This window comes from Microvirga sp. jy35 (assembly GCF_056148915.1).
This window is the reverse complement of sequence record NZ_JBWBEW010000058.1, coordinates 1-20,999: the sequence shown is the minus strand read 5'-3', so window position 1 is coordinate 20,999 and position 20,999 is coordinate 1. Positions and strand designations below refer to the sequence as shown.

Annotated in this window: 21 protein-coding genes and 1 pseudogene; 10 read left to right on the top strand and 12 right to left on the bottom strand. The window is 61.4% G+C overall.

Translation table 11 applies throughout. From position 1 onward, the window contains the following. Positions 1 to 551: 551 nt before the first annotated feature. The 5 genes from AC0QTX_RS25180 to AC0QTX_RS25160 form a co-directional block, all read right to left on the bottom strand. Positions 552 to 914: a hypothetical protein gene (locus AC0QTX_RS25180; protein WP_474606546.1), complete on the bottom strand. Its 363-nt coding sequence runs from the start codon at positions 912 to 914 to the stop codon at positions 552 to 554. Positions 915 to 1,017: 103 nt separating this feature from the next. Continuing rightward, complete coding sequence (locus AC0QTX_RS25175; protein WP_474606545.1) at positions 1,018 to 2,535, bottom strand: YcaO-like family protein; 1,518 nt, start codon at positions 2,533 to 2,535, stop codon at positions 1,018 to 1,020. 174 nt (positions 2,536 to 2,709) lie between these two features. Beyond that, a complete protein-coding gene (locus AC0QTX_RS25170) occupies positions 2,710 to 3,777 on the bottom strand; it encodes a spore photoproduct lyase family protein (RefSeq protein ID WP_474606544.1) in 1,068 nt (355 codons plus the stop codon). Between the two features lie 132 nt (positions 3,778 to 3,909). Next, positions 3,910 to 4,956 (bottom strand): UV DNA damage repair endonuclease UvsE, encoded by a 1,047-nt coding sequence (gene uvsE, locus AC0QTX_RS25165; protein WP_474606543.1) that lies wholly within the window; start codon positions 4,954 to 4,956, stop codon positions 3,910 to 3,912. Further along, the gene (locus tag AC0QTX_RS25160; RefSeq protein WP_474606542.1) at positions 4,953 to 6,011 is read right to left on the bottom strand and encodes a DHH family phosphoesterase; all 1,059 of its coding nucleotides are present in this window, start codon (positions 6,009 to 6,011) and stop codon (positions 4,953 to 4,955) included. Before AC0QTX_RS25160 ends, uvsE begins: the two co-directional genes overlap by 4 nt. Positions 6,012 to 6,231: 220 nt before the next feature. Here AC0QTX_RS25160 and AC0QTX_RS25155 point away from each other — a divergent pair, with 220 nt between their 5' ends. Both AC0QTX_RS25155 and AC0QTX_RS25150 read left to right on the top strand, forming a co-directional pair. Then, positions 6,232 to 6,768, top strand: coding sequence for a DUF2231 domain-containing protein (locus AC0QTX_RS25155; protein ID WP_474606541.1), 537 nt, complete (start codon positions 6,232 to 6,234; stop codon positions 6,766 to 6,768). Between the two features lie 48 nt (positions 6,769 to 6,816). Next, positions 6,817 to 7,473: a deoxynucleoside kinase gene (locus tag AC0QTX_RS25150; RefSeq protein ID WP_474606540.1), complete on the top strand. Its 657-nt coding sequence runs from the start codon at positions 6,817 to 6,819 to the stop codon at positions 7,471 to 7,473. Positions 7,474 to 7,488: 15 nt separating this feature from the next. On the opposite strand, the gene AC0QTX_RS25145 is transcribed toward AC0QTX_RS25150, so the two are convergent. Further along, entirely contained in the window at positions 7,489 to 8,499 is a 1,011-nt protein-coding gene (locus AC0QTX_RS25145) for an SDR family oxidoreductase (RefSeq protein WP_474606539.1), read from the bottom strand. A gap of 241 nt (positions 8,500 to 8,740) precedes the next feature. On the opposite strand from AC0QTX_RS25145, the gene AC0QTX_RS25140 reads away from it, so the two are divergent. Together AC0QTX_RS25140 and AC0QTX_RS25135 are read left to right on the top strand one after the other, a co-directional pair. Continuing rightward, entirely contained in the window at positions 8,741 to 9,859 is a 1,119-nt protein-coding gene (locus tag AC0QTX_RS25140; RefSeq protein WP_474606538.1) for a spore photoproduct lyase family protein, read from the top strand. 78 nt (positions 9,860 to 9,937) lie between these two features. After that, on the top strand, positions 9,938 to 10,447 hold the full coding sequence (locus tag AC0QTX_RS25135; protein WP_474606537.1) for a DUF892 family protein: 510 nt from the start codon (positions 9,938 to 9,940) through the stop codon (positions 10,445 to 10,447). Positions 10,448 to 10,531: 84 nt separating this feature from the next. On the opposite strand, the gene AC0QTX_RS25130 is transcribed toward AC0QTX_RS25135, so the two are convergent. The 3 genes from AC0QTX_RS25130 to AC0QTX_RS25120 are packed head-to-tail and all read right to left on the bottom strand — an operon-like array spanning position 10,532 to position 13,509. Beyond that, a complete protein-coding gene (locus AC0QTX_RS25130) occupies positions 10,532 to 11,536 on the bottom strand; it encodes a cytochrome d ubiquinol oxidase subunit II (RefSeq protein ID WP_474606536.1) in 1,005 nt (334 codons plus the stop codon). Between the two features lie 12 nt (positions 11,537 to 11,548). After that, entirely contained in the window at positions 11,549 to 12,922 is a 1,374-nt protein-coding gene (locus AC0QTX_RS25125; RefSeq protein WP_474606535.1) for a cytochrome ubiquinol oxidase subunit I, read from the bottom strand. Between the two features lie 5 nt (positions 12,923 to 12,927). Beyond that, positions 12,928 to 13,509 carry a GbsR/MarR family transcriptional regulator gene (locus AC0QTX_RS25120; RefSeq protein ID WP_474606534.1) on the bottom strand — a complete coding sequence of 194 codons (582 nt, stop codon included), beginning with the start codon at positions 13,507 to 13,509 and terminating at the stop codon, positions 12,928 to 12,930. A gap of 66 nt (positions 13,510 to 13,575) precedes the next feature. Between AC0QTX_RS25120 and AC0QTX_RS25115 the strand changes: the two genes are divergently transcribed. Then, positions 13,576 to 14,340, top strand: a complete 765-nt coding sequence (locus AC0QTX_RS25115; protein ID WP_474606533.1) for a YciE/YciF ferroxidase family protein — start codon at positions 13,576 to 13,578, stop codon at positions 14,338 to 14,340. 90 nt (positions 14,341 to 14,430) lie between these two features. On the opposite strand, the gene AC0QTX_RS25110 is transcribed toward AC0QTX_RS25115, so the two are convergent. Continuing rightward, positions 14,431 to 15,546: a site-2 protease family protein gene (locus tag AC0QTX_RS25110; protein ID WP_474606532.1), complete on the bottom strand. Its 1,116-nt coding sequence runs from the start codon at positions 15,544 to 15,546 to the stop codon at positions 14,431 to 14,433. A 459-nt stretch (positions 15,547 to 16,005) separates the two neighbouring features. On the opposite strand from AC0QTX_RS25110, the gene AC0QTX_RS25105 reads away from it, so the two are divergent. Beyond that, positions 16,006 to 16,653 (top strand): DUF4142 domain-containing protein, encoded by a 648-nt coding sequence (locus AC0QTX_RS25105; RefSeq protein WP_474606531.1) that lies wholly within the window; start codon positions 16,006 to 16,008, stop codon positions 16,651 to 16,653. A 445-nt stretch (positions 16,654 to 17,098) separates the two neighbouring features. On the opposite strand, the pseudogene AC0QTX_RS25100 reads toward AC0QTX_RS25105, so the two are convergent. After that, positions 17,099 to 18,322, bottom strand: a pseudogene (locus AC0QTX_RS25100) (SDR family oxidoreductase); the annotation flags it as partial. 105 nt (positions 18,323 to 18,427) lie between these two features. Here AC0QTX_RS25100 and AC0QTX_RS25095 point away from each other — a divergent pair. After that, positions 18,428 to 18,730 carry an ATP-binding protein gene (locus AC0QTX_RS25095; RefSeq protein ID WP_474606530.1) on the top strand — a complete coding sequence of 101 codons (303 nt, stop codon included), beginning with the start codon at positions 18,428 to 18,430 and terminating at the stop codon, positions 18,728 to 18,730. Positions 18,731 to 18,788: 58 nt separating this feature from the next. Then, positions 18,789 to 19,736, top strand: coding sequence for an L-histidine N(alpha)-methyltransferase (gene egtD, locus AC0QTX_RS25090; protein ID WP_474606547.1), 948 nt, complete (start codon positions 18,789 to 18,791; stop codon positions 19,734 to 19,736). Here the strand turns inward: egtD and AC0QTX_RS25085 are convergent. After that, positions 19,722 to 20,165, bottom strand: a complete 444-nt coding sequence (locus AC0QTX_RS25085) for a DUF3429 domain-containing protein (protein ID WP_474606529.1) — start codon at positions 20,163 to 20,165, stop codon at positions 19,722 to 19,724. The two genes, egtD and AC0QTX_RS25085, sit on opposite strands and share 15 nt — an antisense overlap. Before the next feature lie 155 nt (positions 20,166 to 20,320). Between AC0QTX_RS25085 and AC0QTX_RS25080 the strand changes: the two genes are divergently transcribed. Further along, positions 20,321 to 20,473 carry a hypothetical protein gene (locus AC0QTX_RS25080; protein ID WP_474606528.1) on the top strand — a complete coding sequence of 51 codons (153 nt, stop codon included), beginning with the start codon at positions 20,321 to 20,323 and terminating at the stop codon, positions 20,471 to 20,473. Positions 20,474 to 20,527: 54 nt separating this feature from the next. After that, positions 20,528 to 20,869 carry a cupin domain-containing protein gene (locus tag AC0QTX_RS25075; RefSeq protein ID WP_474606527.1) on the top strand — a complete coding sequence of 114 codons (342 nt, stop codon included), beginning with the start codon at positions 20,528 to 20,530 and terminating at the stop codon, positions 20,867 to 20,869. Positions 20,870 to 20,999: the final 130 nt, after the last annotated feature.

Genomic DNA, 20,999 nt, shown 5'->3' with positions numbered 1-20,999 from the left:
CCTGCCGCAGTCCGGTGTGACAGGCGAAATCCGTCTTGTGAACCAGCTCTTCGGTCTTGCCGCCTGAGCAATCCATTTCGGCTGGGTTCGTCGTGCCCTTTCCAAGTTAATGAAACGGAGCCTGGTTCTTTGTGGTCACAGGCTTTGTCAGCGCAGCTGATCAGTGGAGCTTTGCTGCGGATCACAACATCACCTGCGGGAGTGATGTATCACCAGTCAGTCGGATCGCCCTCTCGTGGGAGGAGGTTGCAGCTCTGGATGGTCCTCATGTTGTCGCGAGCCATACGCGAACCCACAGCGCTGCGTCGGTTGATCTGGAAAGACTCCGGGACGAAGCTGGCGGTTCACAGCACGATTTCATGCATCGACTTGGGCATCCTGTCCGTGCGCTTGCTTGGAACGGTGGCGCAGCCTATGGCGAGCACCCGGAGGCTGATCAAGCCGTTGATGCCGCAGGCTTCCAGTTCGTCGTATCAAACCTTCGAATTCAGCGCCTGCGAGACTGGAGTTGATCGACCATGAGCGGTGGTTAGACCCGGGAGCTTTCCAGATCACGTGCGAACCATTGAGATCCCGCTCACGAGAATGACACCCACGAAGGCGATGAAACCGACAAAGGTGATGGGGAAGCCATCCCGCTTGTGGTGGGCAATCCCCGCTTTGACGCCGTTCCTCCAACGGTGAAAAGTCTCCTGGCGCCGTGCCCAGGCAAGCTGTGCTGGCGTTAAGGGGGTCCCGGAAGCCTCCTCGCAGGTCCCGAGCATGGCCATGCCAGGATCAAACACCTCCGTCTTATCACCGCTTGCCCCGCTATCAATATCCGCCTTGAGCATTGCGGCGGTTGGCGCGTCCGAGTCCGGCGGCTGATCGATGGGATTGATCGTGTGGGTCGGAGGGATATCGGACTTGGTCATGGATTGCTCCCGACAGGGTGGAGAGGAGCAGGGCGGTAGGCTCCCACGCGCCAGTGATGTCCGACAAACCGTCTGCTATGGGAGGGTTCCGATTGTCGGTGCCTCAGATCCCCAGAATCTCGGCAACGTGGTGAGCCTCAGGCTCGCGGTAGAGCGGGTAAAGGGGGCCGACTATCCGGTCCACGGCGGCGGTGTCTAGCAGAGGCTGCCGACCGCCCAGCCGGTCAAGAGCCTCAGGAGGCAAGCGGACAGGGCGAAGCGTATCTGTGGGTTGGCCAAACCGGACGAGGGGACTGTCACGTTCGATAAGCTTGCGCGTATTCCGCTCTCCGATGCGGTAGTAGCTCATCGTCTCCACCTCCAGTCCTGGCACGATCACCTTCACAACTGCAATGGAGCGGTCCCGCGGGGAGCAGTCCCGGGGGGAGCAGTCCACGTAAAGCACGTCAAAGCCTGCCGCCTCCAGATGATTGCGGGCGACGCGCCCGCGCTCGCGGGTGTCAACGCAAAGGGTTGCAGGTAACTCCCCAAAGCTCTTGCGGGCTTTGTTCGAAAAGACGGTGCTTCGAAGTGTATCCCTGAGCTCGGACGAGTTCATCCGAGCCCATTCGAGCATTGCAGCCAAAGCCCGGTTTTCGGCGTTCTCCAGGCTGGGTCCGGCGGTTTGCAGAAAGGCATCAATATGACCCGCCGGCGCCACCCTTTCAGCGACAGCACGCGGGCCATGCGAGTACGCCTTGCGCACGCGTGATGAGCAGAACTCCAGCAGGGCTTTGCGAAGCGCATGCTCCCGGTCCGGCTCGCAGGCCTCCCCGCAGGCCGAGAGCATGATCGGCATTGGTGGCTCGTAACCGTCGCGCTCGAAGCCCACAACATAGAGATTGGCGAGGCCGAACTCATCTGTTGCGTACTTCGCTTGAACTTCGATGCCGAGATCATCAAGACGGCTAAGGAGCGCTCGGGTCTCAGGCTCAAGGTCCTGCGGCAGGTCCAGAAGGATGCCTTGGTCGAGAGCGCGGAAAAGGAGGCCGTTGCCATCCCGCTGAAGACATTCCAGCAATCCGTGACCAAGCGCCCAATCAATGTCGGGGCCGGCACCGAGGCCGTTGGTGATCAGGGTTGTGAAGGGCTGGTAACCCGGCGGCAGCTCGAAGTAGTCCAAAGCACCCACATCCATCGGCACAAGGACCGGCTCGCCCGTTCGTGCTCTGGTGGCCCTGATCCAGGCCAGTGGTGTGTCCCGGTCGACGGGGCTACCTGCGGGCAGACACAAAGTCAAAGGGTCGGTGATGCCGGCGTTGCCGACCTTGCGGATTAGATCGTTGTAAGATCCTGTCCAGTGGGGCTCATCGACAAGCCGCAATGTTGGACAGATCATCTCCGCCATTTCGGCAATCGCGCCGATCAGCGCCTCTCCGTCTGTGCTACCGTATCCATATCCCGACGGCATGGCACCGGGAAAATCTGCCGCATTGTCTAAGAACAGCGCAACTTCCCAGACCGCGACGCCCGTCTGGTCAAGGGAAGTGAGGGGAAAGGCGGTATACCGCCCCTTTGGTAGCGCCTCAGCATAACGCCGGGCCGGATCAGGAAGATCATCGGGAAGACCAAGGATGGGCATGAGGGCTTATGTGATTTGGTGGCACGTGTCCTCTGAGTAAGCTACTGCCCACCCTGACAGAGGAGTTAGTGCGCCAGTCTCCGCAGTAAAGACACACTTGGTCCCAAAGCCGCTTCTGTGGGCCCTGCCTTGATCCAGTGGCTTTCGCTTGATGCACCTAGGTCACATTTACCCTTAGAATGCGTAACGAACCCCACAATAGGGGAGCTTGTCCGCTAATAGATCCTGAAAGCGCGTAAGCCACTTCTGCTTCCAGCCCACCTTGTAGCGCAGGTTCAGCATGCCGCCCTCGGAGCGCTTCACCTCTTGGAGGTCGGGGCGCCACAGGTACTCCTCGGCCTTCGGGTGCCAACGCAGGTTCACCTCATGCAACTGCTCATTGTGGGTGAGAAAGATGATCTCAGCCTGAAGCTGCTCCTTGGCTTGGGGCGAGAGCACGTCATCGATCTGCTCGAACAGCGGCTGGTAATCCTGCTCCCAGCCTTCGTAGACAATGACAGGCGAGAAGTTCAGGTGAACCTCATAGCCGGCGCGCACGAAGTCATTCACCGCCGCGATGCGCTCCGTGATGAGTGAGGTTCGCACATCAACGACCTTGGCAATCTTCTCCGGCATGAGCGAGAAGCGGATGCGGGTCTTGCCCTGCGGATCGTAGGAGAGCAGGTTGCGGTTCACATACTTCGTCGCAAACGAGCCCTTGGCGTTGGGCAGGCGTCTGAACAGGCTCACCACATCACGGACATTGTCGCAGATCGATGCATCGACCGAGAGATCGCCATTCTCGCCGATGTCATAGACCCAGTGCCGGGGATCGATCTGGTCCGGCGAGGGCAGGACTCCCTGCCGCCCCGCATGCCGCTCGATGGCAGCGCACGCTTCCTCGATGTTGACGAAGATGGAGATCGGGTTGGCATAGCCTTTGCGACGCGGAACATAGCAGTATGCGCAGGCCATGGCACAGCCGTTCGACGTCGAGGGGGCGATGAAGTGGGCGCTGCGGCCGTTCGGACGCATGGTAAGTCCCTTCTTGACGCCAAGCACCAAGCTGCTGCGCTTGATCCTGAGCCAATCCTCGGCATTGCCCTCGTTGCCGTGCAGGGACGGGATCTTCCAGTGCGAGTCGACGTAGTGCCGCTCGGCATCCGGGTACTTGGCCAGGATCTCCTGGCCACGCGTGTAGGTTTCCACCACTGGCTCAAGGTAGATCCGCTCAATGTCGATCAGTTGCTTCGGGAGGGCCATACAAGGATCCAACGGTCCGCTCTCCCGATGCGTAGGGCATAGGTCCGATGCGGAGCTTTTTAAGAGGATTTGATAACTTATATGGTCATTCCCAGGCGGAATTTCAGCCTGTCAGGCCGCTAGATGTGAACGCTAAGCACCTCCATCGGGCTCGGTTTGAAGCAACGTGGCCTCCTCCTGCTCCAGCAGGGGCGCTTCGGATGCGCTCAGACCAAAGCGCGCCGCCACATCGGGCGCGTAGCGTAGCAGGTCGGGCCGTAATCGGATGAGCGCCAGATCCTTCACCTTGGCCTCAAGCATCACGTCGAAGTCGAGTCCCTCCACCGTACGCATGAAAGTGATGAATTCGAACGGATTGCAGAAATCCGCATGGCCCGTCCACACGGGGGCGACGTTTACCATCGTGCTTTTGCGGGTTCTCCGGTCCGTGCGCTTGACCTGGCGGAGTTCGGTGCGGGGTGATGAGAAGTGCATCTTGGGCCGCACGCTCTCCGGCCATGTTCGGAGAATGGCCTCGACCGTCGGGCGCAGCTCAAGCCCTTCCGGGTTCAGGCACCAGAAATGCTGATGGTCGAAGATCAGCCTCACCCCCGTGTGCTCGTGGATCCAGAGCACGTCGGCTGCACTGAAGCGGATGTCGTCATGCTCCAGAACAAGCCGCCGGCGGACCGGCTCGGGAAGGACCTTCCAGGTCTCCACCCAGCGCGCGGCACTGGCCTGCCGGTCGCCATAGGTCCCGCCGACGTGGATCACCAGCACCGCTTCCGGGCCGAGCTCCATGAGGTCGAGCATCTCGGCCTGGGACAGGAGATCCCAAATCCCTTTCTCCACCAGCTTCGGGTCTGGGCTGTTCAGCACCACGAACTGCGAGGGATGGAAGGAAAGGCGGATGTCCAGGCGCTTGGCTTTTGCCCCGAACGCCTGCAGCTCGGCGGCGCTGTCCCGCACCATGCCGTGGAACTGCGGCATGTCCGGGTGCGTGGCATAGGGAGCGATGTCCGACGACATCCGGTACATCCGGATCTGGTGCCTGTCCAGGTAGTCGAGGATCGCGTCGAGGTATTCGAGCGAGACCTTCAGATGCGGATTGCTGCCCGAGCGCCGGGCATCGTTGCTTCTGAGGTCCGGCTGGCCCATGATCTTGACCGGGAAGCCGAGACGAGCGGGCTGGGTGCTCATGGCTGCACCATCAGGTCGGGTCCGAAGCCGAGCTTCTCGACGAACATGTTCCATGCCTCGGGGCGCAACGCACCGCCTGTCGCCTGCCTGTGGCCGCTGCCGTAGTTCTCGTCAGCTTCTGGTGGAGCGTTGTCCCTCAGAAAGGCGATGAGATCCAGATCAAGGGCTGTGCGGGCGGCAAAGTGGATCCAGCCTGGCCGGTAGCCCGTGTTGACCGCAAGAACGATGTTGTTCCTGAGCCGGCCGCGCCAGGCTTGTGCCACCAGCGGATGGATCTGGCAGGGCGAGTTGAAGCAGATCAGCGCCACATTGCCCTTCACCTTCGGGGGCACACGCTTGGCAGCCTCAAGCTCCCGTTTGACCTCATCGCGAGCCCCTTGGAGCAGAGCCGTCTCCGGGTGCTCGCCGGAAAGGATCTCCTTGGGGCCACCAGCCTTCATGAGGAGGTCAAGAGCGGGCTTTGCGTCTCCGCTGGCACTGCGTCGCGGCGCATTGAGCAGCGCAGTTGCCTCTCGCAGCACCGTGATCCCGTAGCGCTTGCGCGCGTCCTCCAGTTCGGAGAAGCCTGACTTCTCAGCCATGTCACCGATGATCCCGAGAGCGGCTATCCAGAGCAGATCGCCAACCTCGGCCAAGGCGGCGGCGCACCAGTAGGCCAGCAGGCTGGACGTCGGCACCGGGTCCATGTTGAGGCCTGAGATCACGGTTGCGGCACCCGGTGTACCTGTAGGGACATGATGGTCGATCACCACTGTCTCGGTTCCCGGCAGAATATCGCCCTCGCGCACTCCCAAGTCAGCAACGATCAGCCCGCTGGCCGGAGCGTCGGACAGCTCCGCGCGCATTTCGTCCGACCAAGGGTTCTCGCCCCGGCCCAAGATCCGAACCCGATGGGGGCGAGCCTGCTGAGCGAGCGCCCGTGCTAGGAGAGCACTGGCCGAAAGGCCGTCCGCATCGTTGTGCCCGAGGATCAGCACAGGAGCATCAGCCCTGAACCTGTCCACGACCGTGCGGAAGGCTTGCTGAACAACTGGGATTGGGATTTCAGCGGTCACGGCATCTCACCTGCAAAGGGGCACCCACTCCAACGAGCAGTGTGGGCCGGAGTTCGTTCCACTGAGATCGCCTCTGCCTTGGCCTCAAACTCAAATCGGCAGGCCTGTTCCTGTGTTCGCGCTGTGCGTTCCTGGTAAGCCTCCATTGTGTCCTGGGGAGTGCTCCGGAACATCCAGCCCAGGCGTGGATTGGTAAAGCGGCCAGTCCTGGAGACCTCCCATGGGCACGTATCACCGGCACGGCGTCGAGAGCACGGCCGCCGTCTTTCGTCACCCGATCCATCCGATGCTGATCCCTTTCCCGATAGCATCCCTGATCGGCGCTCTGGTGACCGACATAGCGTTCCGAGCCACCAACAACGTGTTCTGGGCTGATGTGTCGTTCTGGCTGCTTCTGGCCGGCGTTGTCACGGGCGCAGTTGCGGCCATCCCGGGCATGATTGACTTTTCCACCATCGACAGGGTGCGCAGCCTCACAAGCGCTTGGGTTCATGCCGGCGGCAATGTCGTTGCCCTGACCCTTGCTATCATCAACCTGAGCCTGCGCTGGAGCGATCCAGTGGCAGGGGCGCAGAGCTGGGGCCTGGCTCTGTCGTTGGTCACGGTTGCCTTGCTGGGGGTGACGGGTTGGCTTGGCGGCGAGCTGTCCTACCGGCATCGGATTGGCGCCATCAACGACGAGAGCGGGGTCTCTGATGATCACAATGTGGAGGTTGCACGGGCTGAGAAACGGCAGGTTGCGAACGAAACCCGCTGATCATTCCTAAGCTTCTGCGTACATTTGGCCCGCGGCTGGGGTTGTTTCATGACGCGATTAGAAATCGTCGGCGGCATTGGCGCGGGCAAGACAACGCTTGCGCGCGTGCTTGCTGAGGCTTGGGACACGCAGGTGGTGCATGAAGACGTGCTCAACGTCCCCTTCTTCAGCAAGTTCTACGCGGCTCCTCAGGTCTACGGCTTTGAGAAGAACATCAGCTTTCTTCTCTCGCATGCCGATCTCATCCGGGATGCCGCAGGCAAGAACGAGGGTTTGATCGTCTGTGACTTCGCCCTCTTCCAGGACCTGTCATACACCGACATCGGCTGCTCGCCGGCTGATGCGGTTGCTGTAGAGTCCGTCTATCGCCGCCTCGTGGACCGTGTGGGTCATCCTGCGCTCGTGGTCCATCTGCGATGCACCCCTGATACCCAGCTACGGCGGATTGCGCTCCGCGGCAGGAGCCAGGAAACAGGCATTGGACGCGCCTATCTCGTTGATCTATGCGCAGCCATCGACCGGCGGCTGGAGCAGCTGCGATCAGAGGCTCCGGGCTTGACTGTGGTCGAGGTTGATACGGATGAGGTCGACTTCGCCACAGATCCTGCGGCAGCCCATGCACTGGCAGGGGAGCTCATTGCTTCCCTGGGAACCGCGGCCCGGATGCTCCCTGGCCGTGCAGGCGCAGCGGGACGGTGGATCTGAATGTTCACCCGCCGATTACCTGCGTGCTCTGCTTACTGCAGCAAGCCCAAGCACCAGGCCGCCAAGGATTGCCGCAGTTGCGACTGGATGCATCTGAGCTTGCAGGTAAGGGCTGTTCTTAAGAACCACCGGGTACCCCAGGCTGCTGCGCTCGGCTCCATCCTCGCGCGGGCTATAAAGATTGTCCCGGCGGGCAGGGACCCCCGGGTTTTTAGTCTCTTGGGTCCAGTACCCGACAGCCTCCATCAGCCGGTCGGTCAAGCGCGGGAATAGCCTGCCCATCAGCGGAGCCATCTTGCCGCCAAAGCCGACTGTCAGCTCGCGCCGAGGGGTCTGACAGGCAAAGAGGATCGCCTTTGCAACGAGAGTAGGGGAGTAGACAGGCGGAGGAACCTGGATGCCGGTCTGGAGGTAATTGCGAGCATGTTCGGGAAAGGGCGTGTCGATGGAACTCGGCTTGATGTGGGTGACGGAGACAGGCGCGCCTTCCTGTTCAAGCTCCATCCGGAGTCCGGTCGTGAAGGCCCGGACCGCGTGCTTGGTCGCGCAGTAGGGCCCCTGAAGAACAACGGTTCGCTCGCCCAGCACGCTGCCGATGTTGATGATGGCTCCGCCTCGTCGGCGAAGATGCCTGGCCGCCTCAAGGGAGCCATACACCACGCCCCAGTAGTTGACCTCGAACACCCGGCGATGATCCTCAAGCGTGACTTTGTCCAGCTCGCCGGCTGTTCCCACCGAGGCATTATTCACCCAGCTGTCAAAGCCGCCGAAGCGCTCGATAGCGGTTCGGGTGATCCGCTCATGGTCCTCGCGCTTGCTGACATCGGCGACAACGTAAGCGGCTTGGGCTCCGTCCGCCTGCAGCTCCGCTGTAATCCGGCGCAAAGCCTCCTCATTGCGGGCGACAAGCAGCACACCGGCTCCCGCTCTCGCAGCCATCCGCGCCGTGACCAGGCCGATGCCGCTGGACGCGCCAGTGATCACGATCACCTGCTGGTGGAGAGGCTTCAACTCAGGATTGCTCATTGCCTGTCTGCCGGGATTACATGGAAGATGATCCCCAACGCGCGGCGAACACTTCAGTTCAGCATGTGACACATCGGCTTTGCCTTCCCTCCTTGGTTACAATCGGCTGCTCCAAAACCCACATAAGAAGTCAGCAAAGCGGGCAGCTTCAAGCTGCCATCAGCCTGAGTTGTGAAGGCCGCACCCATCCCAAAGTACCCGAGTCCGCTGACCACCGGACTTCCATCAGAGGCATGTTGTCGTGTTGACCGATCTTGTGAGGGCTGCCGCACAAAGTCCTGAACCACGAGCCGACCAGTCGTCACCCAAGCTCTGGCGTCCCAGGCGCGTGCTCGTTACTCCGGCCGCGCGGGAATGGGAACATGGGCGGGCCATTCTGGAGCGGGCGGCCGCTCTAGGATCCGAGATTGTGGAGCTCAAGAGCAATCGCCTGACCGGCCTTTCCGGTGAGACTGGCCGGCAGGCCTATGTGAACGCCAAGACAACCCTTGCTGTTGTGGTTGCGCCTCCCAGCAAGCGCCGCCTGCAGCCGATCCCACCCAGCGCGGACTGGCGCGTGGATCTTGCGGAGGGTTGCCCGGCTCACTGCCAGTACTGCTATCTCGCAGACTCCCTTGCTGGTCCGCCGGTCACGCGGGTCTATGCCAACCTTCCTGAGATCCTCGACAGCCTGACAGGCTATGTCGGCAGAGGAGGCGTGACATCCCGCTCAATCGACAGGGCGCATGAGGGAACGACCTTCGAGGCGTCCTGCTACACGGATCCCCTTGGCATTGAGCACCTGACCGGCTCCTTGGCGGAGACAATTGCACATTTCGGGTTCTGGAAGGCGCCCGTGCAGCTGCGCTTTACGACCAAGTACGATGGGGTCCAGCCCCTGCTCAATCTCCCGCATCAACGACACACCAGAATCCGCTTCTCGGTCAACGCGCAACCGGTGGTGCGTTTCGAGGGGGGCACAGCACCTGTTGCAGCCCGCCTTCGCGCCATGCGTCAGGTGGCTCTTGCCGGGTACCCGGTGGGACTGAAGATTGCCCCTATTATGCCGGTGGAAGGCTGGCGCAAAGCTTATAGCGCTCTTCTGCGGGAGGCGGCGCAGCAGATCGTCGACGTTCCGGATCTGGACCTGACGGTGGAGCTGATCACGCATCGTTTTACGCCGGGGTCAAAGAGCGTGCTGACTGGGTGGTACCCTGGCTCCGACCTCGATATGGACGAGGCAACGCGGGCGCGTAAGACGACCAAGTTCAATACGGTCAAGTACGTTTATACGCCTGATGTCATGAAGGGGATGCGCGCCTTCTTCGAAGAAGCAATTAGCAACTACCTTCCTGCAGCCCAAGTCCTGTACTGGACCTGACCCGAGGTCGACCGAGGCGGCTGGAACTTGGCGGAAGACTGTCTGTTACCGTTGACGAACTCTTGGAGGAGCACGTTCATGGCCACAGACGCCCGCTCGATCTATGTCACAGCATTGCGCAACACTCATGCGATGGAGCAGCAAGGCCTGCAGCAGATGGAGGTTCAGGTCTCACGCCTGGAGAGATATCCGGACTACGCAGCGCTCCTTCAGCGGCACATCGAAACCACACGCCAGCAGCTGGCTCGCCTCGAACAGGCTCTTCAATCCGCAGGCGAGAGCATCTCCAGCATCAAGGAGACCGTCACCACGGTGGCCGGCACTGTCGGCGCGACCGTGCATGGGCTGTTTCAGGACGAGACGCTCAAGAACCTCTATGCGGGCTACGCGTATCAGTATGAGCAGATCGGAGCCTATCGCTCCCTGATTACCATTGCAGAAAGTGCCGGCGAGACGGCGCACATCTCCGCATTCCAACAATCGGTGCGGGAGGAGGAACAGGCGGCCCAAGAGGTTGCCGCGATCATCGAGCCCGTCACCCGCCGCTATGTGGAACTGACCACCAGCGGGGATAAGGCCGACCGCTAAGCGCACTGCTCTCCTTCAGCCTTAGAATCACTTGTGTCGCCGCCCAAAAAGGCGGCGACACGCATTCCCTTCCTTCCGCGCGCCTCAGTAGTAGCGCAGATCCGTCGCCTTGCCCCAGAAGATGCGATAAGCGAAGGCCGAGTAGGCGGCGATAATCGGCAGGACCACCAAGGCACCCACGAAGATGATCATCAGAGACTCTGGCGCGGCGGCAGCCTGCCACACGGTCAGCTTGTCCGGCACGATGTACGGGAAGAAGCTGTAGGCCAAGCCGTGGAATCCGAGCATGAAGATGCCCACGGCCCCGGCGAAGGGCAGCCAGCAGAAGCGGTCCGTACGCGTCGGCAGATGCCGCAGCACGACCCCAAGCGCCAGGAACAGCGCCGCGGTCATCAGGGGAATGGGTGCAAGCAGTAGGAAGTTCGGCAGGCTGAACCAGCTGTCCCAGACCCGCTCCGACACGAGCGGCGTAACAACGGACACTGCCACCATGCCGATCCCCGACAGGAGGAGGGTGCCGCGCGCCCACGCCACTGCCCGGCGCTGCAGGACGCCTTCCGTTTTCATGATGAGCCACGTCGCTCCGATGAAGGCGTAGCCGGCCACAAGGCAGAGGGCTGTCAGCAGGGCGAAGGACACATTGGCGGCGGTGCGCTCGAAGCCCACGATATAGAGCCCGAGCATGTAGCCCTGCATGAGGGCAGCCAACGTGGAGCCCGCCACGAAGGCGCGGTCCCACCAGACCTTGTGACCCACGGCCGACTTGGCTCTGAACTCGAACGCGACGCCGCGCAGGATGAGCCCCAGCAGCAGGCCAGCGACCGGGAGGTAAAGTTCGCCCAGGATCGCGCCGTGAGCCTGTGGGAAGGCGACAAGCAGCAGGCCGACGGCGAGCACGAGCCAGGTTTCGTTGGCGTCCCAGAACGGGCCAATCGAGGCGATCATTCGGTCGCGGTGCTCTCCTTGTACGGTGCCGCTGAGAATGCCCACGCCAAGGTCATAGCCGTCGAGTACCACGTAGAGAAGGACGGACAAGCCCATGAGACCCGCAAAGGCCACGGGCAGCCAAGTGGCAGGAGTGAGATCCATGATCATGGTCCTTTACAGGGCGGCGGCCACGGCCTTGCCCGCAGCCGTTGCGCCTCCCGCGCGGACGGGCTCGGCAGGGCTGTGGTCGGCCGGCGCGGCAGACTTGCGCGCAAGGTAGAAGATCGTTGCAATGTAGGCGGCCAAGAGGCCGGCATAGACGAGCAGGTAGCCGATGAGCGTCGAGGCGATCATGGGCGCTGCGACGCTGGAGGCGGCCTGCTTGGCGGTGAGCACGCCTGTCACGAGCCAGGGCTGGCGGCCAATTTCGGTGACATACCAGCCGGACAGGGTCGCGATCCAGCCGGCAAAGGTCATCGCGACGAGAACCCGTGCGACGTGGCGGTGAACCTCGCCGCTGCGGCGCAGCTGCCAGGCAGCGAGCCAGGAGATGGCGAGCATCAAAAGACCAGTGCCCACCATGATCCGGAAGGCGAAGAACACGGGCGCAACCGGCGGACGGTGCTCGAAGCTGTTGATGCCCTTCACCTCGCCGTTCCAATCGTGCGTCAGGTAGAACGAGGCGATGTTCGGGATCGCGATCTCGAACCGGTTGGACTTCGTTGCCTCGTCTGGCAGGCCGAAGACCACCATGGGTGCGCCGTTGCGGGTTTCCCAAATGCCCTCCATGGCGGCGATCTTGGCCGGCTGGTGCTCCAAGGTGTTGAGGCCGTGCATGTCACCGACGAAGATCTGGATCGGGATCAGGGCCGCCGCCAGGAAAACACCTGTGCGCAGGCCCGCCATGACGCCCGGCGAGCGGTCGCGCCGCAGCCAGCGGAAGGCGGAAACGCCGGCCACGAGGAAGGCCACTGTCAGGCCGGAGGCCAGCAGCATATGCGTCAGGCGATAGGGCATGGATGGGTTGAACACGATGGCCCACCAGTCGGTCGCGTGAGCCACCCCATCGCGCATCTCGAAGCCTGCGGGCGTCTGCATCCAGGAGTTCAGGACCAGGATCCAGAACGCCGAGATGGTGGTGCCGAAGGCGACCAGAACGGTAGCAAGCGTGTGAACCCGGTTGGAGACCCGGTTCCAGCCGAACAGCATGATGCCCAGGAAGCCTGCCTCCAGGAAGAAGGCGGTCAGGATCTCGTAGGCCAGCAGCGGGCCGGCGATGTTGCCGACCGTGTTCATGAAGCCGGGCCAGTTGGTGCCGAACTGGAACGACATCGTGATGCCGGACACCACGCCGAGCGCAAAGCTCAGAGCAAAGATCTTCACCCAGAACTTGTAGGCGTCCATCCAAGCGGCATTGCCTGTGCGGTTGAAGCGCAGCTTGAAGAACAGCAGCACCCAGCCGAGCGCAATGGTGATCGTCGGAAAGAGGATGTGGAAGGAGATGTTCGCGGCAAACTGGATGCGCGCGAGAAGGAGAGGGTCGTCCATGGTTGCTACTTGTCCTTGCCGCTGGAGCGGCGGTTCTTGGCGCCCGAGGCCGGAAAGAGGCGGTCCTTGACGTCCAGGATCTTCTGGACCTTCGTGCCGAGTTTCAGGAGCTGCACAAGGCGCTCCGTCTCAAGGCGCTGCATGTCGGCATACCAGTCGGTGAGGAGCTCGAAGAGATCGTGCATCTCCCGCATCCGGGTCTGCGCATGGCGCTCCTCTGCGCTGGCTGGCTCCTGCATCAGAACTTCACGCAGTAGGGTAAGTGTGGGGTCGATCTCCCGCTTCTTGCGCTCCTCGACGAGGGTACGCACGATCTGCCAGATGTCGTCCGGCGTGGAGAAGTAGTCGCGCCGGTCGCCAGGCTTGTGCTGGAGACGCACCAAGTTCCAGGATTGGAGCTCCTTCAGGCCCATGCTCACGTTGGAGCGCGAGACGCCAAGCCGCTCGACGATATCCTCGGCGTTCAGCGGCTCCCTGGAGAGATACAGCAGGGCATAGATCTGGCCGACGGTGCGGTTGATCCCCCAGCGCGACCCCATCTCGCCGAAGTGCAGCACAAAGGTTTGGATGAGAGGCGGAAGGTTCATGTCAGTTCCGTAATTTCAGTATTTTCTGAAATATCGGGTATCAAGCCTTCGGTAGCAAGGGGCAGGATGCCGCGGCTGAGCAAGTCTGCTCCGGTATGGAAATCGAAGCCAACGACCAAACCGGCACTCGGAAAACCTCATAACATGCGGTTTCGCAGGGAGTTCGCTCGGCCCAGTACTGCTTATTGGCCAAAGGCCTTGAGAAGGATCGTCCGGCACCCTGCAGCACACCTCTCAATCTGCGACGGCGGAATGGGCCAGAATACGAGGAACACCGACGTGAGCCTCTTGTTGACGTGGCACGCGGGCGTATGGCCTGTGGTTAACAGAGGTGCCGTGATGCAAGTCGACAACCTTGAGACCCTCTATACGGCATGTATTGCCAAGCTTAGAAACGCCGAGCAGCAAGGATTGCAAGCCTACGACATGATGCTGCAAAAGGCGCGGCATCCAGAGCTGCGCCAGGCGCTTGAGCAGCACCGCACTGAGACCGAGCAGCAGATCCAGCGCCTGGAGCAGATCATCCAGCGCTCCGGTGGCTTGACCATGCAGGTTGAAGACGAGATCATGCCGGCCATCCTGCGCGAGAACCAGAAGATGCAGGCCATGATCGGCAGTGACGAACTCTCGGATGTGTCGCTGATTGCCGGTGCTCAGATCGGTGAGCACTATGAGATTGCAGCCTATGGCACCGCGGCGGCGCATGCCAAGCTGCTCGGACGCCAAGAGGATCTCCAACTCCTTCTGCAAACGCTGGAGGAGGAAAAGCGGACGGACGAGCTGCTGACCCAGATCGCGGAGCGCTCAGTCAATCAACAAGCTCAAGCATAAAGTCCTTGGATTCTCATCCACGGCGGCACGCGCTCTACCGTGCGTGCCCGCTGGCTCGCCAAGCACAGTCAACCAGAATATCACGAACTTTCAACGGGCAGAGATCCTCTGCCAAGGCATGCGGGCGGAGGGTTTGGGATTTGCCGCCAGGATCATCATCATCTCAGCAATGTTTTCGGGTGTGATCAGCCCTACAAGGCGAAGCTGGCTGTTGGTCACACCAATGGCCGGCAAGCGGCCGTTCTGCATCAGGCGCAAGGCGTCCTCAAGCGGCAGACGGTGGTGAAGCACCGGGATGTCGGAGCGCATGACCTCCAGCACAGGCGTCTGCGGACCGCGCTCCCGCAGGGCGCGGATCATGTCGTCACGTGTGAGCACGCCGCGCAGTTGACCCGCACCGTCAACCACCGGGAACTCATGCTGGGTAGTTTTGATCAGGCACTGCACCGCGTCATCGACGCGACTGCCGGGCGTCAGGGTCTCAAACCGGGTGATCATGGCATCAGACACCAGCATGCCACGTGACACCTGGCGCATCTGGACCGCATGGGCTTCCGAGGCCGCCCCCAGATATACGAAAACCGCAATGAAGATCAGAAGCGGGTTGCCCATGAGCCCAAGCAGGCCAAGTCCGAAGGCTACCACTTGCCCGACCGTGGCGGCAATCTGTGTGCCCCGGCTGTACCCGAGGCGGTAGGCCAGAGCGGCGCGGAGCACGCGCCCGCCATCCATTGGGAAGGCAGGAATAAGGTTGAAGACTGCCAGAAAGATGTTCACCGAGGCGAGGCGGGCGAGCAGGCTTACCCCTGAGTTCTGCACTTCCATGCTTTCCCGCGGCAGGACACCTCCAAGCAGCAGGTACAGGACAGCAGCAATTACGAGATTCACCGCAGGTCCAGCCAGGGCGACGATTAACTCCTGAGAAGGCTCCTCGGGAATGCGCTCCAGCCGAGCGACGCCGCCAATCGGCAGGAGGGTGATGTCCGGGGTCTGTACGCCGTAGCGTCTGGCCGCCATAACATGACCGAACTCGTGCAGCAGGACGCACAGGAAGAGGAGAAGAATGAAGATGACGCCCTGGAGGGCTGCATCGCGTCCACCCTGCGCATAGTGCGTCACAGCAATCCAGACGAGGAAGAGGAGAAAGGTGACATGCACACGGATGACAGTGCCCTTCACGGCGCCGATAGGAATGGACCAGCCCATATCCTCTCCTTCCAAGGTGTTCCTGATGTGGGAACGCCTGATGTCAGGGACAGGTTCTCGAACATTGTGGCGACCCGCTCCCCACCAGACCGGCTTCATCCTGCTCGATGTAAATCACCGGTCGAGCATTGGCTCGGTTGAGGCGAGCCACCGTTTCGGTCAGTTGCTCACGAGGCGTCGGCTTTCCCATCCAGGGCATTCCCAGCGGTTCTTCGGACCGGTCAGGTGTGAACGGAAGGCCTGTGTCGAACCCTATGCGGAGACCATATCCGGCAGGCTCATCCTTGGAAGGAACGGCTTCCCCCAGAACCCCCTGGGCAGCCGCCACCAACATTTCCGCGGTGCTCCGTCCCAACTAAATTTGCCGTCACGCTGAAACAACTCTGGTCTCCCTCAAGTTCGTCTGGCTGGGGGCTCGGCAGCTTGAACGAGCCGCTCCCTAACAAGCAGGAGCTTTCCATGGATCGTCGTCTCCTTTTGGTCAGCCTGACAGCGGCAGTCGCTGCCCCGGCCTTCGCGCAACAAAGCAACCAGAATGCCGGAACCCCACCCAACACCACAGCCCGTAGCGGACTGCTCGGACCAGACGAGATGCAGCACATCCAGAAGACGCTTCAGCTCGGCATGGTTGCCCTGGAAACGTCGCGCATTGCGCTTCAAAAAGCTCGCAACGAGAACCTGAAGCAGTTCGCCCAATTCGAAACTGACGAACAAACAACGCTTTCTCAGGTCCTGCACACCATGATGGACCCGACAGCGCCAGCAGTCACTGGTGCTACAACCCGAAGCCAGCCAGCCCAGACAGGCTCCTCCGCCTCCTCGACGCCAGCGACCGCAGCAAACTCTGCGGCTCGGGCGCCGGACTCAGTGTTGGATACCAAGGGTCGGGAAATGATCCAGAAGTTGCAACAGGCGTCGGACGCTGAGTTCGATAAAGCCTACCTGGCGGGGCAGATCGAGGGCCATCGCGACTTGTTGCAGGTTCAGGAGCGCTATCTGTCATCGAATCCTCAGAACATCAACCACGTGAATGTGGTGAAGCTCGCTCGCGGACAGATCAAAGAGCATATCGCGCTTCTTACTAACATTCAGAACGTCGTTCGCTGACGGGCCAACACAAATACCGAAGTAGGGCTTCCTAGTCAGGCCGTGTCGAGCTGCCGGACACCGGACGAGTACAACCGTATCTGCCCGAAACCTGGTAGGGAGCAGTATTAGGTCGATTGTGCGCATCACGCGAAAAGTTGAATGCTCCCAGCGGGCAGGGACTGTTCTCTTTCAACTCAGCGGACAGTGGCAATGACGCGCACACTGTAGGATGAGGAGAGGCGCACAGACGAACTCTTGATCCAGATTGCGGAACGATCCATCAAGCGGCAAACTCCTGCACAACGCTCCGCAATCCCGCATCAACTGGCGGGCTCGCCGCACAACCGCCTTCCTATTGAGGCTTCCCACTGAGGGGCGAGGATTAACTTGCCGCCACCAGCGTAAGCTAGGTAGGGAATCTCAGCGATCCCTTCATTACGGCTCTGAGCTGCGATCCGGCCGGTCACCGTCTCCGGGACGTGGGCCTGTGTTGGGGTGAAGAGGAGGCTGAGCCCTTGGTGCGGAGCATCTGCATTGCAATGAGGCCCGCGCCCGCGAGTGCAGCGAGAGCCATACCCGGCACGGCGCTCTTAGGATTGAGTCGTGCTTGCAGGGACTGGCCAGTCGCAACCGCTCCCTGAGCCCGGGACGACTGCTCGCCGCCATCCTCCCGCCCCTGGTGCCCGGGGTCATGACTCTCCTGGAATGGGGTTGAAGCAAGGGTGGAAGCCACCGGGCGGAGCGTCCGAAGGGCAGCCAGACCTGCGCTTGCGAGGGTGGAGAGTACCATACCCGGTACCGCGCTCACAGGATTTAGCTGCGCCTCCAGGAACAGGCTGGTCTTGCGCGACCCGCCGGGAAGAGAAGAGCGCTCGGCCCCATCCTCCCGGGGCTCGTGGAGGTTGTTCCGCCGTTGAGGCCGCCCAGGATCGGTGCTCTCCTGGAGAATGCGTCCGCCCATTTCCATGGCGTAGTCGGTCAGACGAGGCGCGATGGAACCCATGGCGGCGAGCGCCCAGCCGCCGAAGCCGATGACAATGTCGCGCCTGTCGTTCTCGCAGGCAAACACGATGGCCCTGGCCGCAACCTCCGGATCATAGGAGGGCGGCGGGTTCTTCGTGCCGGGCGAGGTCATGTAGGAGCGCGCATGCTCCATGTAGGGTGTGTCGATGGCGGAGGGCTTGATGAGGGTGACCGAGATCGGTGCCCCATCCTCCTCCAACTCCATCCGCAGCGCGTCCGTCAGGCCCTTCACCGCGTGCTTGGAGGCGGAATAGGGGCCTTGCAGGATGTCGGCCCGGTCGCTCAGCACGCTGCCCATGTTGATGATCTTGCCGCCTTTCTGGCGCAGATGCTTCGCCGCCACCAGGCATCCGTGCAGGACGCCGAAGTAGTTGGTGTCGAACAGCCGCCGGTGATCCTCGACGGGGATCTGCTCGACAGTTCCGAAGATCGCCACGCCCGCATTGTTGATCCAGGTGTCGAACCCGCCGAACTCCCGAATGGCCGCCTCAGCGACCCGCTCCATATCCTCGAACCGGCCGACATCGCTGGCCACCGCGATGGCTCTTGCGCCCTTGGCAGAGCATTCGCGAGCGAGATCCTGCAGGGCGCTTTCGTTGCGCGCGACGAGAACGAGCCTCGCGCCTCGGCCGGCCAGAGCGCGGGCCGTTGCCAGCCCGATGCCGCTGGACGCGCCTCTTGTGGCACTGGGCTTACCTTAACCGTACGTCCGCGCTGCTGGGATGACCAGACCTTCACATCGCCATCAGCTACTACTCAGTTTGATCGAATGTGTGAAAATGCTGACAGATCACGCCTTCGAGCAATTTCATGCTCGGACATCGGCACCGGGATGGACAAGGTCACAGTGGAGAGGCTGTTCGAGCCGTTCCTCACAACCAAGGAGACCGGCACGGGCCAGGGCCTGAGCCAGGTGTACGGCTTCGTCCGGCAGCCCAGTGGCCATATCCGAATCTACAGCGAAGTGAGGGATGGGACGACGATCAAAATCTACCTGCCTCTCCTGATCGGCTCCAGTGGAGAGGCTGCTGAGAAACCGTCATCGGAAAGCTTTTCATCTATGCTGAGTTAACCGCCAAGGGGAAGCGCATGCTCGACGGGAATTAAGGGTGGAAGCCCCATCAATGACCATACTCACGCAGGAGGCCGGATTGATCGAGCGTAATGAGGTGCTGCGGGATGTGCTTAGCGGTCTGTCCCGTGCTCAGAAGACGCTTCCAGGCAAGTACCTATGGGATGAGACGGGTTCGTCCCTGTTCGAGCGTATCTGTCACACGCAGGATTACTATCTCACCCGCTGCGAGGGTGCTCTCCTGCGCTCGACTGTTGAGGAGATCGGCAGACTGGTTGGGTCTGGAGCCACAATCGTCGAGTTCGGCAGCGGAGCAAGCCACAAGGTTCGCTTACTGCTCGATGCCTTCACTGCGCCTACGCGGTACGTCGCCCTCGACATCTCGCGTGAGTTTCTCGAAACCGCCACACTGCGGATCGCAGAGGACTATCCGGGGATCGAGGTTTCTCCGGTTTGCGCGGATTACACGAAGCAAATCACCCTTCCGATCCAGCGCGGGGTGAGTCCGACCCTTGGGTTCTTTCCAGGCTCCACAATCGGCAACTTCGATCCTGCAGGCGCCGTCGCCTTTCTGACGCGGGCCCGCGAGACCCTTGGGCCAAGCTGGTTTCTAATTGGAGCCGATCCCAATCGTGATGAACAGAGCCTGTTGCGCGCCTACAGCCAGGCTGATGGCCTTATGGGTGAGCTGCATAAGAACCTGTTGGTCCACCTCAATCGCCTTCTCGGCACTGCATTAGATCCCGGTGACTTCCGCCACGAGGCCCGCGTGCGGCATAACCCGTTCCGCGTTGAGGCTCATCTGGTTGCTACCAAACCACTGATGTATCAGGTTGGGGAGGTTCCAATCACGTTCGAGATCGGGGAGAGCATCCACACAGACACCTCTTATAAGTATGATCCTGGTACATTCCAGAACTTAGCAAGCCAAGCCGGTTGGAGATCTGTGAAGTGCTGGTGCGATGAGCGGAACCGCTTCTGCCTCTACTTGCTACAATCGAGCTAGAACCGTGATACCTAGCAGAGCCACGACGGCCAGCGTCAGCTGAACCCGCAGGGAAGCGTACCATCGGGGTGCGAGCCCCTGCCGCACGGTCGAGAGGTCATAGGCCAGCAGCGCCAGGAAGCCGACAATAAGCCCGACCAGACCGGGCGTGCTCGGGATGAGCAAGCACAGGAACGCGAGCAGTGCGGGCAGAACCGGAACCAGATAGCGGAAGAACGGGACGTGACCGCTCTCCTGTGGCAGCAGCACGCCCCACTGCGCTCCGCCCATGAAGGACAGGATGCAGGCGCCATAGGCCCGCAGGACCATGGTCGGATCCAAGGACCAGGGGTGGATGTCCAGAACAGATGCTGCCGTCAACAAAGCAAACGGAATGACGCCGGCCCATCCCAGGAGCAGCGCGGGTCGCGGGATCACGTCCGTCGTCATTATGGCGGCTCCTTCATGGAGGGATGGAGATGTGGCGGCCCATCTTCCGTGTCAATCGCACCTGTTGTGCTGCGCTTATCAGAGCACGCTCAAGCTGAAACTCCTCCTGTGCCGGCACGTTGCTTCTCATTCCGGCCAACAAGGAGGCTACACCGATGATGTGCCCCTACTGCAAACATGACGTGGAGAAACCTTGCACCGATGTGCAGGAGGTCCAGCAGCGCGCTGCCAGCCATGTTGAGCGCTGCGAGAGGGCGTTCAACCGCCAGAAGGATGCAAGCCAGGGCCAGTCGGGCGGCAGCATCTAGGGATTGGATGGAACGCAGAAGCGAAGCGCCGCGCACCTTGCGCAGGAGGGTGAGATGACGGATACGACCGTGACAAAGGTAAGCAGCGCCCACTCGCCCACAGGTGACCAGGGTGAGGTCTATCTCGCCTCAGGCAAGCGCCTGTCCATGCGCATGTGGCGGGATGAGCCGCCAAGCCAAGACAAACCCAGCAGCAAGCATGAGTACGAGGTGGTCGGATACGTTATCTCAGGCCGGGCCGAACTGCTGATCGAGGGGCAGATGGTACGGCTGGAGCCGGGCGACTCCTGGGTGGTGCCGGCGGGATCGGAGCATACCTACCGCATTCTGGAAACCTTCACTGCTGTTGAGGCAACCGCTCCTCCTGCTCAAGTACACGGACGTGAGCAGACATGAACTCTTGGCTACGCTGGACGCTTAATCATTGAGCGATATCGGAAAAGCGAGCTCCTAGTGGTTTCCGCCTGACAGAAGAGTCCGATTGAGGATTCCCTTTGAGCCGTGTACATGCAAGGCTGGGGCATGC